Below are 15366 nucleotides of genomic sequence, written 5' to 3' on the forward strand. Positions count from 1 at the left end.
GCGGGCCCTCAGATGCCTTCGGTCTCGTCCACGCTGAGCTGGGACTCGAACATCCGGAAGTAGCGGCCTCGCAGGGCCACCAGCTCCTTGTGGGTGCCCTGCTCCACGATCCGTCCGTCCTCCAGCATGTAGACGATGTCCGCTTTCTCGATGGTGGCGAGGCGGTGGCTGATGGCGATGATCGTGCTGCTGCGGTCGGCGAAGAGCCGCGTGAAGATCCGGTGCTCCGCGAGCGCATCAATGGCCGAGGTCGGCTCGTCCATGACCATGAACGGGGCATTGCGGTAGAAGTTCCGGGCCATCGCGAGGCGCTGCCACTGCCCGCCGGACAGCCCGCTGCCCTTCCGCCCGCGCGGATCCTCCATCCAGTTACTGACGTGGTTGTCCAGGCCGTTGGGCAGCTTGTTGATGAACTCGAGGGCCTCGGCGTCGGCCGCGGCGCGGCGGATCCGCCCGTCGTCGCGCGGTGAATCGACGTCGCCGAAGAAGATGTTCTCCGCCGCGGTCGCGAACTCGTACTTCAGGAACTCCTGGCTGAGCACCGCAAGGTGGCGGTGCCAGGACTTGACGTCGACGGCGGCGAGGTCGACGCCGTCGAGCAGCACCTGCCCGGAGTCCGGGCGGTAGAGCCCGGCGAGGATCCGGATGAGGGTGGACTTGCCGGCGCCGTTCTCCCCCACGATCGCGATGTGCTGGCCTTCGCGGATGGTCAGCGAGATGCCCCTGATGACTTCCAGGTCGCTGCCCGTGTAGGTGAAGCGGATGTCCCGCAGTTCCACGGTCGTGGGCGCCTGCAGCAGCGGCGGGGCGTGGTCGGAGTGCACCGGCAGCGCCATGAACAGCTCGTAGTCCTTGAGGTTCGCGAGGTCCTCGTCGATGGAGCTGAGGGAGGAGACGAGGCTGTTGGCGGTGGACAGCGCCCGGCTGACGATCTGCTGGACGTAGAGGAACTGCCCCACCGGCTGCGCCCGGACGATGATCTGCCCGACCACCCAGATCAGGGACACCACCTCGGCGCCGTACTGCAGGGCGTCGGCGGCGAGCTGTTTGGGGATGTAGCGCTTCTGGAAATCCAGCCGCCGCCGCTCATCCGCGTCGCGCAGCCGGGAGCGGAACTCCATGAGGTACCCGACGATCCCGTAGAGACGCATCTCGGCGATGTGCTGGGGGCGCAGGAGGTTGGTCTCGATCATCCGCCGCTGCCGGCGGGAATCGATCTGGGTGTTCCAGTGCGCGATCTGCTCGCGGGAGAGCTTGAACTGCAGGTAGACGCTGGGCACGATCGCCACAAGCACGATCACCGCGATCCACCAGCTGACCAGCAGCAGCGCGCCGATCGCCAGGATCACCGAGACCAGCTGGGTGAAGATGGCCGCGATCCGGTCCAGGACCCGGGCGTAGGAATCGGAGAAGCGCTTGGCCCGGTCGTACAGGTCCACCGTTTCCTTGTCGTCGTAGCGCCAGAATTCCAGCGCCAGGAACCGCTCGTACATGAGGTCGCCCACGATCGCGCCGACCTTGAAGCTCATGAGCTGCTGGATGTACCGGTCCACGCTGCTGAAGGCGCCCCAGAACAGGCCCAGCGCGGCGGTAATGATGACGTAGACGATGGCCTGCTGCCCCGCGGCGGCGTCGCCGGCGTAGGCGGCCGCGAGGGCCGTGGTGGTCAGGGCGGCGAAGTAGGTGGTGACGAGCGGAAGCAGCGCCGAGATCAGCGAGCCCGCCACTTTCATGACGACGGCGGCGGGCGAGGCCCGGAAGCTGACGCGCAGCACCTGCGCCACCGCGCGGGCGTACGGCCGCAGCGCCAGTTTGCGCTTCGGCTCACGGGCGGGCCTGAGTTCGGACATGCCTCCAGCCTAGGACACACCCCCTCCCAACTAGCTCGCAGCAGGGGCCGTTATGAGCGTCCAAAACGGCCCCTGCTGCTAGTCAGTTTGGGTGAATCAACCTGAGGGTTTAGCGCGACCCGTAGTTCGGGGCCTCCACCGTCATCTGGATGTCATGCGGGTGGGATTCCTTCAGCCCGGCCGGGGTGATCCGGACGAACTTCCCGCGGGCCTTCAGTTCCGGCACGGTCGGGGCGCCGGTGTAGAACATGGTCTGGCGGAGGCCGCCGACCAGCTGGTACGCGACCGAGGCGAGCGGGCCGCGGTAGGCCACCCGGCCCTCGATGCCTTCCGGGATGAGCTTGTCATCGCCGGAGACGTCGGCCTGGAAGTAGCGGTCCTTGGAGTAGGAGGTGTTCTTCCCGCGGGTCTGCATGGCCCCGAGGGAACCCATGCCGCGGTAGAGCTTGAACTGCTTGCCGTTGACGAAGATCAGGTCACCCGGGGACTCGTCGCAGCCGGCGAGCAGGGAGCCGAGCATCACGGTGTCCGCGCCGGCGACCAGGGCCTTGCCGATGTCGCCCGAGTACTGCAGGCCGCCGTCGGCGATCAGCGGCACGCCGGCCGGGATGGCGGCCTTGGCGGATTCGTAGATGGCGGTGATCTGCGGGACGCCGACGCCGGCGACCACACGGGTGGTGCAGATGGAGCCGGGACCCACGCCGACCTTGATGCCGTCGGCGCCGGCGTCGATGAGCGCCTGCGCGCCTTCGCGGGTGGCGGCCTGGCCGCCGATGATGTCCACGTGCGCGGCCACCGGATCGGACTTGAGCCGGCGGATCATGTCCAGGACACCCTGGGAGTGGCCGTTGGCGGTGTCGACGAAGAGGGCGTCCACCCCGGCGTCGATCAGCGCCATGGCCCGCTCCCAGCCGTCGCCGAAGAACCCGATGGCCGCTCCGACGCGCAGCCGGCCCTCGTCGTCCTTGGTGGCCAGCGGGTACTGCTCGGCCTTGGTGAAGTCCTTGGTGGTGATGAGGCCCTTGAGCCGGCCCTGCTCGTCAACGAGCGGGAGCTTTTCGATCTTGTTGGTCGCCAGCTTGTGCGAGGCTTCCTCGCGGCTGATACCGACGTGCCCGGTGACGAGGGGCATCTTGGTCATGACGTCGCTGACCAGGCGGATCGGGAAATCCGCCTCCGGGACGAAGCGGGTGTCGCGGTTGGTGACAATGCCGAGCAGCCGCATGCCCTCGTCCACGACCGGCAGGCCGGAGACCCGGTAGTGCGAGCAGATTTCGTCGAGTTCGGCCAGGGTCGCTTCCGGGCCGATGGTCAGCGGGTTGGTGATCATGCCGGATTCGCTGCGCTTGACCCGGTCCACCTGGTCCGCCTGGTCGGCGATGGAGAGGTTGCGGTGCACGACGCCGAGGCCGCCCTGGCGGGCCATGGCGATCGCCATCCGCGACTCGGTGACCGTGTCCATGGCCGCGGACAGCAGCGGGGTCTGCACCGTGATGCGCTTAGAGATCCGGGAGGACGTGTCGGCCTCGGAGGGGATGACATTCGTGTGGCCGGGCAGCAGCAGGACGTCGTCGTAGGTCAGGCCGATGAAGCCGAAGGGGTCGTGTTCGGGCTGGGTCATGAGTGCGCCTCTTACCTTGGGTATGGGTTTCACGGGTAGGGGTTGCAACAGATGACCAGCCCGTCATTACGGGCATGGCCTGTGCAGAAGTGTTGAATAAATACTAGAACCTTGGCGGCGATCCCCATATTCCGGGGCGGTAATGTGAGCAACGGCACCGGCCGGGCCGGCGCGCCGCCGGGTCAGGTCCAGCCGGTGGCCGCGAGCAGGCGCTGTTCGAACATCGGGATCATGCTCTGGACATAAGTCTTGGTCAGGTGGTTGTCGTCCTTGTAGACGTACACATTCCCGACGACGGCCGGGCAGATCCCCCCGGCGCAGATGAAGTCGCTCAGGTCCATCAGGTGCAGCCGCGGCACCTTCCCGCGGTAGGCGTCCAGCGGGGAGGACTCGGCCAGGGATTCCTGCAGCGGCACCCGGCATTTCGGGGCCTCGGGGCCGTGCCTCTGGACGCATTCGGGCATGTTCATGCTGAAGCGCGGGTTGTCGCGGATGCCGACCACGTCAATGCCGGCAGCGGTGAGGGGCTGGATGCCTTCGAGGTACTGCGGCACCTCGGTTTCGAAGGGTGCGTCCTTGTGGGTCAGCGAGGCGACGGTGAAGACCGCGTCGGGCCGGTGGTCCAGGACGTACTGGGCGCTGGCCTTGTTGAAGGCGTTGCACTCCGCGTCCCGGTCCGGGGATTCGCCGCCGAAGCGGCAGTTGCCCTTCAGGAGGGCCACGACTTCCCAGCCGTGGCTGCGGGCAATCGGGCCGAGCGCGGCCATGTACTGCTGGGCGTGGGAGTCCCCGAGCACCACGATGCGTTTTGTGACGGTGTCCGGGCGGCTGTTCTGCAGGCATCCGGCGAGCAGCGGGTCAGCCGGGACGTTCCCGTCCGTGCACAGCCCGTCGATGTCCGCCCACTCGTTCTTCATGGCGACCGGAGCCGGGATGATCTTCGCATCCGGCGTGGGTTTGCCCGCGTTCTCGGGCGCCAGGGCCGCCGCGCCGGGGGTCAGCTCCCTCGGCTGGGCCGCGGCCACGGCCTCGTCGGCCATCAGCTTGCTCTGCCACACGGACACCGGGCCGGCCAGCAGCGCCCCGCACGCCGCGATCACGACGGCGGTGCGCCAGGCCCGGCGCTGGGGCCAGTGCCACTCGCGCAGCGGCTTCTCCACGAACCGGGTGGTCAGCACGGCCAGCACGATCGAGGCGGCAACGATCGCCAGGCCCTGGACCAGGTTCGGGGCGGTGATGCCCGTAGCGGCGAGGGCCAGGACCAGCAGCGGCCAGTGCCAGAGGTACAGGGCGTATGAGTTGTCCCCGAGCGCCACCAGCGGCTTCCAGGTCAGGAGGCGGTCCACGCCGAAGCGGCTGCCGCTCTGTCCGGCGACGATGATGGCAGCGGCGGCCAGTGTCGGCCACAGCGCGATGAAGCCGGGGAAGGAGCGGTCCACCGTGAGCAGCAGGCCGCAGGAGAGCATCGCGGCCAGGCCGGCCCAGCCGAGGACCAGCCGCAGCGCCTTGCCGGGCCGGAGGTGCGGCAGCGCGAGCGCCAGCAGCGAGCCGAGGGCGAACTCCCAGAGCCGGGTGCGGGTGTCGAAGTAGGCGTAGGACTGGTTGGTGGCTGTCTGCTCGATCGAAAACACCAGTGACACCACGAAGATCACGCCGAACGCCGCGGCCAGGAGCGCGGGATAGCTCACCCGGTCCCCCAGCGGCGTCCGCCGCAGGAACCGCAGCAGCAGGGCCGCCCCGGCGAACACGAGCGGCCAGAGCAGGAACACCTGGCCCTGGATGGACAGTGACCAGAAGTGCTGCAGCGGGCTGGCCCCGGCGTGGTCCTGCGCGTAGTAGTCGACGGCGGTGTCCGCGAGCAGCCAGTTCTGCCGGTACAGCAGCGAGGCCCAGGCCTGGTCGAGCACGTCCGGCCAGCGGCTCTGGGGCAGGACGACGCGGGTGCCCGCCAGCACGCCGAGGATGACCACCACGACGGCGGGAAGCAGCCGCTTGAGCAGGTGGAGCCAGTGGCTCAGGAGCCGCAGGGGCTTGCCGGCCTCGACCTTGCGGGCAAGGCTGAGCGTCATCAGGAACGCCGAAATCAGCAGGAAAATGTCGACCCCGCCGGAGACCCGCCCGAGCCACACGTGGTAGGTGACCACCATGAGGACCGCGAGGGCACGCAGGCCCTGGACTTCGGGGCGGTAGCCCGATTTTGCGCGCAACTGCGAACCCGCCTCCGCTGCCGGCAGGCTGGCTGTGGTTCGCTCAATCGACACTCGGGACCCTCCAGACCGGTTTCCAAAGCTTCAATCCTACCGAGTCGTAAATTCGCTGGCCAATCACAGCGGCGCGTGCAGACGCCCGGTCGCCGGTCCGGGATAGTCCCGGAGGCTACCCTGTAACGAGCCAGAGGAGGCCGCATCATGATCGCACAGCTGCGCATTTGTGTTCCGGAACAGTTGTCCGACGCGGTGATGGACTGCTCCACCGGAGAGGTCGGCGTCGCCGAAGTTTCCCGCCAGCCGGGGGCGTCCGTCCTCCCGCCGGGGGACGTAATCCATGTCCTGCTGGCGCGGGAGTCCGTGGAGCGGCTAGTGGAGAAACTCCATGTCCTAAAGGTCCAGGAACAGGGCTCGATCTCGGTCATCATGCCGGAGGTGGTGCTCTCGGACCGGGCGGACAAGGCCACCGCGGATGCGCCCGGCGAAGGCGCGGACGCCGTGATCTGGGACGAGGTGTCCCGGCAGACGGGCGAGGACTCGCGGCTCACCTGGAGCTTCCTGGCCTTCCTCATCCTGGCGACCCAGCTGGTGGGCATCGGCATCGTCACGGACTCGACGATCCTGATCGTCGGCGCGATGGCGGTCGGTCCCGAGTTCGGCCCGCTGGCGGCCCTGGCCGTGGCGATTGTGCAGAAGCAATGGAAGCTGGGGCGGAGTGCCGCGCTGGCCCTGGGCGTCGGCTTCCCCGTCGCGATGCTGGCCGCGGCCTTCACTGCGTGGCTCTCCGTCCCGCTGGGACTTTTCCCCGCCGACGTCCTGGACCGCGGCTCCGCCGCCGAATTCATCTACCACCCGGGGCCGTATTCGCTGATTGTCGCCGTGCTGGCCGGCATCGCCGGGATGCTGTCCGTGATCAGCGGGCGCTCCGCCGCGCTGACCGGCGTTTTCATCTCCGTGACCACGGTGCCTGCGGCCGGATTCGTGGCCGTCGCGCTGGTGCTGGGCGAGTTTGAGAAGGCGGCGGGTTCCGCCCTGCAGCTGGCCCTGAACCTGGTGGGCATCGTGGCGGCGGCTGTTGCCGTGCTGATCTTCTACCGCGTCATCACCAAACGGTTGCCCGAAGAGACTGCCCTTCGGCTCAGGCGGCAGCTGCGACGGAGCCGCGGCTGACGGGAGCTAGGAGCGCAGCAGCCCGCGCAGTGTCTGTATGGTGTCGGCCTCCGCCGCCGTCTTGTCGTCGCGGTAGCGCTTGACCCGTGCGAACCGCAGCGCGACTCCGCCCGGGTAGCGCGGGGAAAGCTGCACACCGTCGATCGCGATCTCAACGACGACGGATGGTTCCACCCAGACGGTGCCCGCGGTGCGCCGCACCTCGAGATCCTGGAACCTCCCCGTCTGCCAGCGCAGCAGGGCGTCGGTGAGGCCTTTGAAGGTCTTCCCCACCATCACGTAGCCGCCGGGTTCGCCGAACTCCCCGGCCGGGTCGAGGGCTCCGAGGTGCAGGTTCGACAGCAGTCCGGTACGCCGCCCGGACCCCCACTCGCAGGCGAGCACCACCAGGTCGTAGGTAAGCACCGGCTTCACCTTGATCCAGTTGGAACCACGCCGGCCGGCCGCGTAGGCCGATTCGACCGCCTTCACAACCACACCCTCATGGCCTGAGGCGAGCGCATCACGGGAGACTCTCTCAGCGACGGCCGCGTCCGCCGTGATCTCCCCGGGGATCCGGTGCTCAGGGGCGATGCGTTCGAGCACCTCGATGCGCGCTGACAGCGGCTCGTCAAGCAGGTCGCGCCCGTCGATGTGGAGAACGTCGAAGAACCACGGATGCAGCACGGTGGCGCGCGCCGCGTCGGCCCCGAACCGCGCCATGGTCTCCTGGAACGGTCGCGGGCCGCCGTCCTCGTCGAGGGCGAGGGTCTCGCCGTCGAGGATCACATCGCGCACCGGCAGCCGGCGGACCAATTCCACCACCTCGGGCAGCCGGTGGGTCACCTCGGCCAGGGTGCGGGTATAAATGCGGACCTCGTCGCCCGCGCGATGCACCTGGATGCGCGCTCCGTCGAGCTTGTATTCCACCGAGGCCTTCCCCGTGACCTCCAGCGCCGCGCCGGGGCTGGCCGCGGTTGCGGCGAGCATGGGGTGCACGGGACGGCCGACGACGAGGCCAACGGCGTCAAGCTGGTCCGCCGTGCCCGTGAGGGCCAGCAGGGCGGTCTCGCCGAGATCGCCGGAGAGCATGGCCGCACGGCGTACGGCGTCGACCGGCCGGCCGGAGGCGCGGGCAATGGCATCCGTCAGCACCCCCTCAAGGGCACCGGTACGCAGTTCGCCGAGCAGCACGCCGGCGATGAAGGCCTGCTCGCGCTCGGTGGCGGCGGCGGTCAGCATCCGGAGGGTGGCGGCGCGCTCCGCCGCCGATCCGGCGCCGCTCATGCCGAGCAGCCGCCCCAGCGCAGCATCGACGTCGGCGACGGTAAGGCTTGGCTCGGCAGCCGGCTCCCCCATGGCCGCTGTCATACCGCGCCAACCGACCCCGACCCGGCCCTGCCGCGGCCTGGCGATGAGCAGGCCGACGGCCGTCGCGATGTCCCCGGGCTCCATCCGGCGCAGCAGGTCGGCCAGCGCTGCGACTTTCTCCAGCCGGGAGCGGGTCGAGGCCACGGCATCACTGGTTATCACGAGCTCGTCCAGCAGCATGGCACCAGTCTGCCACGCCCGCCGACGCCGGCCAGTCCGATTGGGCGGGAACTATTCGGGCCGCCTGGGGCATCATGGACACAAAAGAACCGGCCCAGCGGAGGCTGGACCGGTTCTTTTATGCGCTGGCTGCAGCCTAGTGGCTGTGGCCTGCGTGCTCGTCTTCGTTGGCAGGCTTCTCGACCACGAGGGTTTCCGTGGTGAGCACCAGTGCCGCGATGGACGCCGCGTTGCGGAGGGCCGCACGCGTCACCTTCACGGGGTCGATGACGCCGGCAGCGATCAGGTCTTCGTATTCGCCGGTCTTGGCGTTGAAGCCCTGGTTGTTGGCCGATTCCGCGACCTTGGCGACGACAACGTAGCCGTCGAAGCCGGCGTTCTGGGCGATCCAGCGCAGCGGCTGGGTCAGTGCCCGGCGGACGATGCCGACAGCAGCTGCCGCGTCGCCCTCGAGGGCCTGGACGGCCGGGTCCTCGTCGAGCGCCTTGAGGGCGTGGATGAGGGCGGCGCCGCCGCCGGCGACGATGCCTTCTTCCAGGGCAGCGCGGGTCGAGGACACGGCGTCCTCGATGCGGTGCTTCTTTTCCTTGAGCTCGACCTCGGTGGCTGCGCCGACCTTGATCACGCCGATGCCGCCGGCCAGCTTGGCCAGGCGTTCCTGCAGCTTTTCCTTGTCCCAGTCGGAGTCGGTGCGGGTCAGCTCGGCGCGCAGCTGGGAAACCCGGGCTGCGACGTCCTCGGCCGAACCGGCGCCGTCAACGATGGTGGTGTTGTCCTTGGTGACGGTGATGCGCCGGGCGGTGCCCAGCACCTCGAGGCCGACCGTGTCCAGGCTGAGGCCCAGTTCCGGCGAGACAACCTGTGCGCCCGTGAGGGTGGCGATGTCCTGCAGCATGGCCTTGCGGCGGTCACCGAAGCCCGGTGCCTTGACGGCAACGACGTTCAGGGTGCCGCGGATGCGGTTGACGATCAGCGTGGAGAGTGCCTCGCCGTCGACGTCCTCGGCGATGATGAAGAGCGGCTTGGAGCTCTGCAGCGCCTTCTCCAGCAGCGGCAGGAAGTCCTGGACCGAGGAGATCTTGCCCTGGTTGATCAGGATCAGGGCGTCTTCGAGGACAGCTTCCTGGCGTTCCGCGTCGGTGACGAAGTACGGGGACAGGTAGCCCTTGTCGAACTGCATGCCCTCGGTGAGGACCAGTTCGGTCTGCGTGGTGGAGGATTCCTCGATGGTGATCACACCATCCTTGCCGACCTTGTCGAATGCCTCGGCCAGCAGTTCGCCGATCTCGTCGCTCTGGGCGGAGATGGAGGCGACGTTGGCGACCTGGGTGCCTTCGACCGGGCGGGCGTTTTCGAGCAGGCGGGCGGCGATGGCCTCAACCGAGACCTCGATGCCGCGCTTGATCTGGCCCGGGGCGGCGCCTGCCGCAACGTTGCGGAGGCCTTCCTTGACGAGGGCCTGTGCCAGCACCGTGGCGGTGGTGGTGCCGTCACCGGCAACATCGTTGGTCTTGGTGGCGACCTCCTTGGCCAGCTGCGCGCCAAGGTTCTCGTAGGGGTCGTCCAGTTCGACTTCACGGGCGATGGTGACGCCATCGTTGGTGATCGTGGGGGCGCCCCACTTCTTGTCCAGCACGACGTTGCGGCCGCGCGGGCCGAGCGTCACCTTGACCGTGTTGGCGAGCTTATCGATGCCGGCTTCAAGCGACCGGCGGGCAGCGTCGTTAAACGCGAGCTGCTTTGCCATGGTTTTGTCCTTTCAAAGACAGAACCCCGCGCAACTGACCCGTCAAAGGAGGATCGGCGGCGCGGGGTCCAAGAGAGTTACTTTACGACGATCGCCAGGACGTCGCGGGCGGACAGCACGAGGTACTCGGTGCCGCCGGTCTTGACTTCAGTTCCGCCGTACTTGGAGTAGATCACAACGTCGCCAATGGTGACGTCGATCGGAACGCGGTTGCCGTTGTCGTCAAAGCGGCCGGGGCCTACTGCAACAACTTCGCCTTCCTGCGGCTTTTCCTGCGCGGAGTCCGGGATGACCAGGCCGGAAGCCGTGGTCTGCTCGGCTTCGAGCGGGCGGACAACAATACGATCCTCAAGAGGCTTAATAGAGACCGACAATGACCTCTCCTTTTCGTCAGCAAATTCGTGGACATCAAAGCTGTGGTGCCAAGGCGTACAGACCGTCGTCGCGGTGCCGGCAGCAGCCTGGCTGTAAAGCTTCAGGTGTTAGCACCCTCCTAGGGAGAGTGCTAATGACGACTCTATGTAAGTACTTAGCACTCGGTCAAGGCGAGTGCCAGAAATTCGTTCCCGGTGAACGCCGGACTCCCGGGGACATGCCCATTCCTGGGCGCGGCCCGGGGACATTTGGGCGTTGTGCTCGATGCCGGCGCCGGGCGCTGGACATGTCCGCGGTGCCGGTGCCGGACTACCGTCCGCCGAGGTCCTCGAAGTCGACATCCTCGCCGTTGTCGCCGTCGTCGGAGTCGGTCTCGTTCCGGTGCCGGTACAGCACCAGGCCCCCGGCCGCGGCCAGGCCAAGGCCCAGGGCCAGGAATGCGACGCCGCCGGCGCGGGCCCCGGCGTAGTTCTCGCGGATGGCCTTCGCCTGGTCGGAGGCGTCCTGGACGTCCTGGCCGCCGACTGAATAGACGGTGGCGTTGAAGGAGTCCAGGAAGAAGATGATGACCAGAAGGGCCACACAGACGACGGCGATGATGCCGCCGGCGATCAGCGCCGGGCGGGCGAAGCGGGCGAGCCCCTGGCGGGCGGGGCGGCCGCCGTCGGCGTCCTGCCGGGCGGCGCCTTCCTCCTGGTAGTCCTCGCCCGTGCCGCTGTTTGCCGTGCCGCTGTCTTCCATGCCGTCAACCTTATCGGGCGCACGGCGCCGGCCCGCCCTGAACTAGGCTTGATCCCATGTCTGACGCACCGCAGGACCAAATCGCCCCGCTGCTGAACCCCGAGGGCTGGGAGCTGCTGGCGTCGCTGGGCCCCTACAAGGAGGACGAGGCGTTCCGTCTCAACGCCTCGCTCCGGAAGGCCGGCCACTCCCCCGAACTCGTCTCCGCCGTCCTCACCCAGTCGCGGCTGCGGACCAAGGCTGAGGCCAAATTCGGCGAGTTCGCCCGGCAGATGATTTTCACCCAGGCGGGCCTGGAGCAGGCCACCCGGCTCACCGTGGCGGCCCGGCATGCGCAGCGCTTCGCGGAAGCCGGCGTGCAGCATGTCGCGGACCTGGGCTGCGGCCTCGGCGGCGATGCCATGGCACTCGCCTCGCTCGACATCCAGGTCACCGCCGTGGAACGGGACGAGACGACGGCGGCCTGCGCCACGATGAACCTGATCCCGTTCCGGAACGCCACGGTGGTCCATTCCGACGCGACGACGGTGGCCCTCGACGGGATGGACGGCGTGTGGCTGGACCCGGCGCGCCGGACCACCTCCACCTCGGGCACGAAGCGGCTCTGGGATCCGGAGGACTTTTCCCCGCCGCTGTCCTTCGTCGAGTCCCTGGCCGGCGCGGCCTGGCCGTGGGTGTGAAGATGGGCCCGGGCATGCCGCACGACTCGGTGCCCAGGAACTGCGAGGCGCAGTGGGTGTCGGTGGGCGGGGACGTCACCGAAGTGGCGCTGTGGTTCAACGCGGTCCGGCGGCCGGGCATCCGGCGTGCCGCCCTGCTTCTGGGCCCCGCGGGCGCGGCGGAGCTCACCAGCGCCGAGGACTTCGACGGCGGCCCGGTCGCGCCGGTGGGGCCGGTCGAGGGCTACCTTTACGAGCCCGACGGCGCCGTCATCCGCGCCGGGCTGGTGGCCGACGTCGCGCTCCTGCTGGGCGGGCACCTCGTGGACGAGCACATCGCCTACATCTGCGCCCCGGAGCTGCGGGACACCCCCTTTGCCCGGCCCTACAAGGTCCTCGAGGTGATGCCGTACAACGTCAAGGCGCTCAAGGCCTGGGTCAGGGACCAGGGCATCGGCGTCCTGGACATCAAGAAGCGCGGCACCTCGGTCACCCCGGAGGAGCTGCGCAAACAGCTGCTTCCGGGAGGGAAGAACAAGGGCAAAAAGACAGCCACCCTGGTCCTCACCCGGATCGGGGAGGAGCGGGTGGCCATCTCGGTGGAGCCGGTCTAGGCTCGGGCAGCTGTCCGGGCAGCCGGACCCGCCGGATTCCCGGGTTCCCGATTCGCGGAGGCGCGGGTTTGCGGTTTCCCGAATTCGCGGATTCGCGGATTCGCGGATTCGCGGATTCGCGGGAGGCTACTGGGCCCGCATGAAGTCCTCGGCGGCCCGGACCTGCTCGTCGCTGGGCCGGATCCCCGTGTACAGAACAAACTGCTCCAGCGCCTGGATGGTCGCCACCTCCGCACCGGTGATCACGGTCTTGCCGGCGGCTCGGGCGGCCTTGATCAGAGGGGTCTCGGCCGGCAGCGCAACGACGTCGAACACCACCCTCGCGGCGTCCACGGCCTCCGGCGGGAAGGACAGGGCCTCGGCGTCCGGGCCCCCTGCCATTCCGATGGGTGTCACGTTGATGATCATGTCGGCCGTCAGGGCATCGACGTCGGCGCGCCAGGCGAAGCCGTAGAGCCCGGCGAGCGCCCGCCCCGCCTCCTCGTTGCGCGCGATCACGGTGACATCCCGGAACCCGGCGTCGCGCAGGGCCGCGGCGGTGGCCTTCGCCATGCCGCCGGCGCCCCGGAGCAGCACCGAGTACGTCGCGGGCACGGCGTTGCGCTGCAGCAGCTGCTCGATCGCCGTGTAGTCGGTGTTGTAGGCGGTGAGGGTGCCGCCGTCGTTGACGATCGTGTTGACCGAGTCGATCGCTTTCGCGGACGGGTCCATCACATCCACGAGCGCGATGACGTCCTCCTTGTACGGCATCGACACGGCGCAGCCGCGGATCCCGAGGCCGCGGACGCCGGCGATCGCCTGGCCGAGGTCCGTGGGGGCGAAGGCCTTGTAGATCCAGTTCAGGCCAAGCTGGTCATACAGGTGGTTGTGGAAGCGCGTCCCGTTGTTGCTCGGCCGGGCCGAGAGCGAGATGCAGAGGGTCATGTCTTTATTCAGGATGGGCACCCCTCCATTAAACGACAGGCCGGGCCGTGCCGGCGCGTTCCCGGGCGCCGGCCGGCCGTGCCGGCCGGATCTCAGGCGCAGCCGGTGCCCGGATGCTGGGCCCCGACGGCGACCGGAAGCTTGCCAGGGGCCCTGGCGTGTCCGGCCAGCACGGCGGCCAGCGCGTCGAAAGCGCCCTGGCTCCGGCCGTAGAGGGCGATCCTGGCCGGGGCCGTGGAGTGTGCCAGCGGCCAGGGCGCGTCGAGGGCGACTGCCACGTCCGCCGGCGTCTGCGGGGCGGCCGGTGCGGACCCGGAGGCCCGTGATGCCGGGGCGCCGATGAGCGAGACGAGCGGCCCCGCACCGATGCTGATGCCGGCGTTCCGGGCCGCGGCGGCGAAGCGCGCCCGGTCCTGGGCCGAGCCGCCCGTCACCCGGACGCTGGTGGGCACGATCGGTCCGTCGCAGGGCCCGGCCAGCACGGTGATGGCCGCCGCGGAGACTTCCTGGGACAGGCCGCTGCCGCTGCCGGGCGCCGTTCCGGGCCCGGCGCCGGTGCGGGCGCGCCAGATCATCATGGTGACGACGCGCTGTGCCGCCTCGGCGAGACGTTCGGGCGGCAGGGCGCCGCTGCGCACCGCGGCTATGATCGCGGCATGGGCCGCCTCCACGTTGGCGGGCATCAGCAGCAGATCAGCGCCGGCGGCCAGGGCCAGCGGAGCGGCGGAGTCATGGGGGTACGGTCCCTTGACCGCGCCCATGGTGAGCGCGTCCGTGACGGCCACGCCCTGGAATCCCATGCCGCGCAGTTCGGCGTACGCCGCCCCGGACAGGGAGGCGGGAACGCCGGGCTCGAGCGCGGGCACGGCGATGTGGCCGGTCATGACCATCGGCAGGCCGGCGTCGATGGCTGCCTGGAAGGGCTTCAGGTCCCTGGCCCGGAGCTGCTCCAGGCTGGCGCCCTGGACCGGCAGCCGGGCATGGGAATCGACGCTGACGGAACCGTGGCCGGGAAAGTGTTTCGCGGCCGGCAGCAGCCCCGCGGCCAGCATCCCCTGGGAAAAGGCGACGCCGAAGCCGGACGCGGCGTCGGCGTTTCCGGACATTGACCGGGCTCCGATGGTCGGATCGGCCGGGCCCATGGTGACGTCGGAGGTCGGGGCGAAGTCGGTGTTGAAGCCCAGTGCCGCGAGTTCGGAGGCCATGGCCTGGCCGGCCTCGCCGGCGAGCGGCCCGCTTCCCGCCGCGCCGTAGCTCATCGGGGCGGGCCATTCGGTCAGCGGCGCCCGCAGCCGTGCCACCACGCCGCCTTCCTGGTCGACGCCGATCAGCCCGGGCCAGCTGCGGCCGCCGGCCTGTGCCGCGGCCTGGAGCCGGCTGGCGACGCCGTGCATTTTGGCGGTGTCCACCCGTCCGTCCGGTGTTCCCGGGACGTTGTCGGCCATGATGATGGACCCGGCCAGGTGCAGGCGCTCGATGCGCGCGGCCTGGGCCTCGTGGTCGAGTCCGCGGTAGAAGGGCAGCAGGACCTGCCCGGCCCGCTGCTCGGGGGTCATCGCGGCCACGGCCCGTGCGGCGGCGGTTGCGTCCCGCTGCTGCGGCCCCCAGCCGAGCGGCCGGGTCCCGGCGCGGGGGAAGGTATCGGGATCGTCCGGCAGCGTTGCGGACGGATCCGACGGGGGTGCCGGATCTGACGGATCTCCCGGCGGTTCCGCAGGTGGCACCGGGGCGGCGGGTGCGGTCGCTACGGGGGCCGCCGGGGTGGCGGAATCCGCCGCGGGGTCCGGCGTCGGGGTCCCGGAGCAGGAGGCGGTTCCGAGGACAAGCCCCAGAACTGCCGTCAGAACCGTTGCGGTCCGGGTACTTTTGTGAATACTTTCACGTCTTCGCTGCAATCTGGCCACCGGCTCGATGCTACCCCTGCACTA

General features: G+C 69.3%; 10 protein-coding genes and 1 pseudogene. 2 read left to right on the forward strand and 9 right to left on the reverse strand.

Annotation, left to right across the window (positions count from 1 at the left end):
• Positions 1–8: 8 nt before the first annotated feature.
• The 3 genes from AC06G6_RS14380 to AC06G6_RS14390 all read right to left on the reverse strand — a co-directional run bounded on the left by AC06G6_RS14380 (position 9) and on the right by AC06G6_RS14390 (position 5726).
• Positions 9–1850 (reverse strand): ABC transporter ATP-binding protein, encoded by a 1842-nt coding sequence (locus AC06G6_RS14380; RefSeq protein ID WP_479823121.1) that lies wholly within the window; start codon positions 1848–1850, stop codon positions 9–11.
• A gap of 109 nt (positions 1851–1959) precedes the next feature.
• Positions 1960–3471 (reverse strand): IMP dehydrogenase, encoded by a 1512-nt coding sequence (gene guaB, locus AC06G6_RS14385; RefSeq protein WP_307460383.1) that lies wholly within the window; start codon positions 3469–3471, stop codon positions 1960–1962.
• Positions 3472–3653: 182 nt separating this feature from the next.
• Positions 3654–5726 carry an acyltransferase family protein gene (locus tag AC06G6_RS14390; RefSeq protein WP_479828695.1) on the reverse strand — a complete coding sequence of 691 codons (2073 nt, stop codon included), beginning with the start codon at positions 5724–5726 and terminating at the stop codon, positions 3654–3656.
• A gap of 153 nt (positions 5727–5879) precedes the next feature.
• Between AC06G6_RS14390 and AC06G6_RS14395 the strand changes: the two genes are divergently transcribed.
• Positions 5880–6848, forward strand: coding sequence for a DUF389 domain-containing protein (locus tag AC06G6_RS14395; RefSeq protein ID WP_479823123.1), 969 nt, complete (start codon positions 5880–5882; stop codon positions 6846–6848).
• Between the two features lie 6 nt (positions 6849–6854).
• Here AC06G6_RS14395 and AC06G6_RS14400 read toward each other — a convergent pair whose 3' ends face one another.
• The 4 genes from AC06G6_RS14400 to AC06G6_RS14415 all read right to left on the reverse strand — a co-directional run bounded on the left by AC06G6_RS14400 (position 6855) and on the right by AC06G6_RS14415 (position 11241).
• Complete coding sequence (locus AC06G6_RS14400) at positions 6855–8378, reverse strand: ATP-dependent DNA ligase (RefSeq protein ID WP_479823125.1); 1524 nt, start codon at positions 8376–8378, stop codon at positions 6855–6857.
• A gap of 136 nt (positions 8379–8514) precedes the next feature.
• Positions 8515–10125, reverse strand: coding sequence for a chaperonin GroEL (gene groL, locus AC06G6_RS14405; RefSeq protein ID WP_479823127.1), 1611 nt, complete (start codon positions 10123–10125; stop codon positions 8515–8517).
• Positions 10126–10202: 77 nt separating this feature from the next.
• Positions 10203–10499, reverse strand: coding sequence for a co-chaperone GroES (gene groES, locus AC06G6_RS14410; RefSeq protein ID WP_069949240.1), 297 nt, complete (start codon positions 10497–10499; stop codon positions 10203–10205).
• A 310-nt stretch (positions 10500–10809) separates the two neighbouring features.
• Positions 10810–11241 (reverse strand): hypothetical protein, encoded by a 432-nt coding sequence (locus tag AC06G6_RS14415; protein ID WP_479823130.1) that lies wholly within the window; start codon positions 11239–11241, stop codon positions 10810–10812.
• A 56-nt stretch (positions 11242–11297) separates the two neighbouring features.
• On the opposite strand from AC06G6_RS14415, the pseudogene AC06G6_RS14420 reads away from it, so the two are divergent.
• Positions 11298–12514: pseudogene (locus tag AC06G6_RS14420) on the forward strand (THUMP-like domain-containing protein).
• 126 nt (positions 12515–12640) lie between these two features.
• On the opposite strand, the gene AC06G6_RS14425 reads toward AC06G6_RS14420, so the two are convergent.
• On the reverse strand, positions 12641–13438 hold the full coding sequence (locus AC06G6_RS14425) for a shikimate 5-dehydrogenase (protein WP_479828696.1): 798 nt from the start codon (positions 13436–13438) through the stop codon (positions 12641–12643).
• 92 nt (positions 13439–13530) lie between these two features.
• Positions 13531–15162: a glycoside hydrolase family 3 N-terminal domain-containing protein gene (locus AC06G6_RS14430; RefSeq protein ID WP_479823132.1), complete on the reverse strand. Its 1632-nt coding sequence runs from the start codon at positions 15160–15162 to the stop codon at positions 13531–13533.
• Positions 15163–15366 lie beyond the last annotated feature (204 nt).

This window comes from Arthrobacter sp. CJL-S3 (genome assembly GCF_056711635.1).

Excerpts from the sequence above, each read along its gene's own strand:
- AC06G6_RS14380 (WP_479823121.1), bottom strand. The coding sequence starts at position 1,850 with ATGTCCGAACTCAGGCCCGCCCGTGAGCCGAAGCGCAAACTGGCGCTG.
- AC06G6_RS14425 (WP_479828696.1), bottom strand. The coding sequence starts at position 13,438 with ATGACCCTCTGCATCTCGCTCTCGGCCCGGCCGAGCAACAACGGGACG.
- groL (WP_479823127.1), bottom strand. The coding sequence starts at position 10,125 with ATGGCAAAGCAGCTCGCGTTTAACGACGCTGCCCGCCGGTCGCTTGAA.
- guaB (WP_307460383.1), bottom strand. The coding sequence starts at position 3,471 with ATGACCCAGCCCGAACACGACCCCTTCGGCTTCATCGGCCTGACCTAC.
- AC06G6_RS14400 (WP_479823125.1), bottom strand. The coding sequence starts at position 8,378 with ATGCTGCTGGACGAGCTCGTGATAACCAGTGATGCCGTGGCCTCGACC.
- AC06G6_RS14395 (WP_479823123.1), top strand. The coding sequence starts at position 5,880 with ATGATCGCACAGCTGCGCATTTGTGTTCCGGAACAGTTGTCCGACGCG.
- AC06G6_RS14415 (WP_479823130.1), bottom strand. The coding sequence starts at position 11,241 with ATGGAAGACAGCGGCACGGCAAACAGCGGCACGGGCGAGGACTACCAG.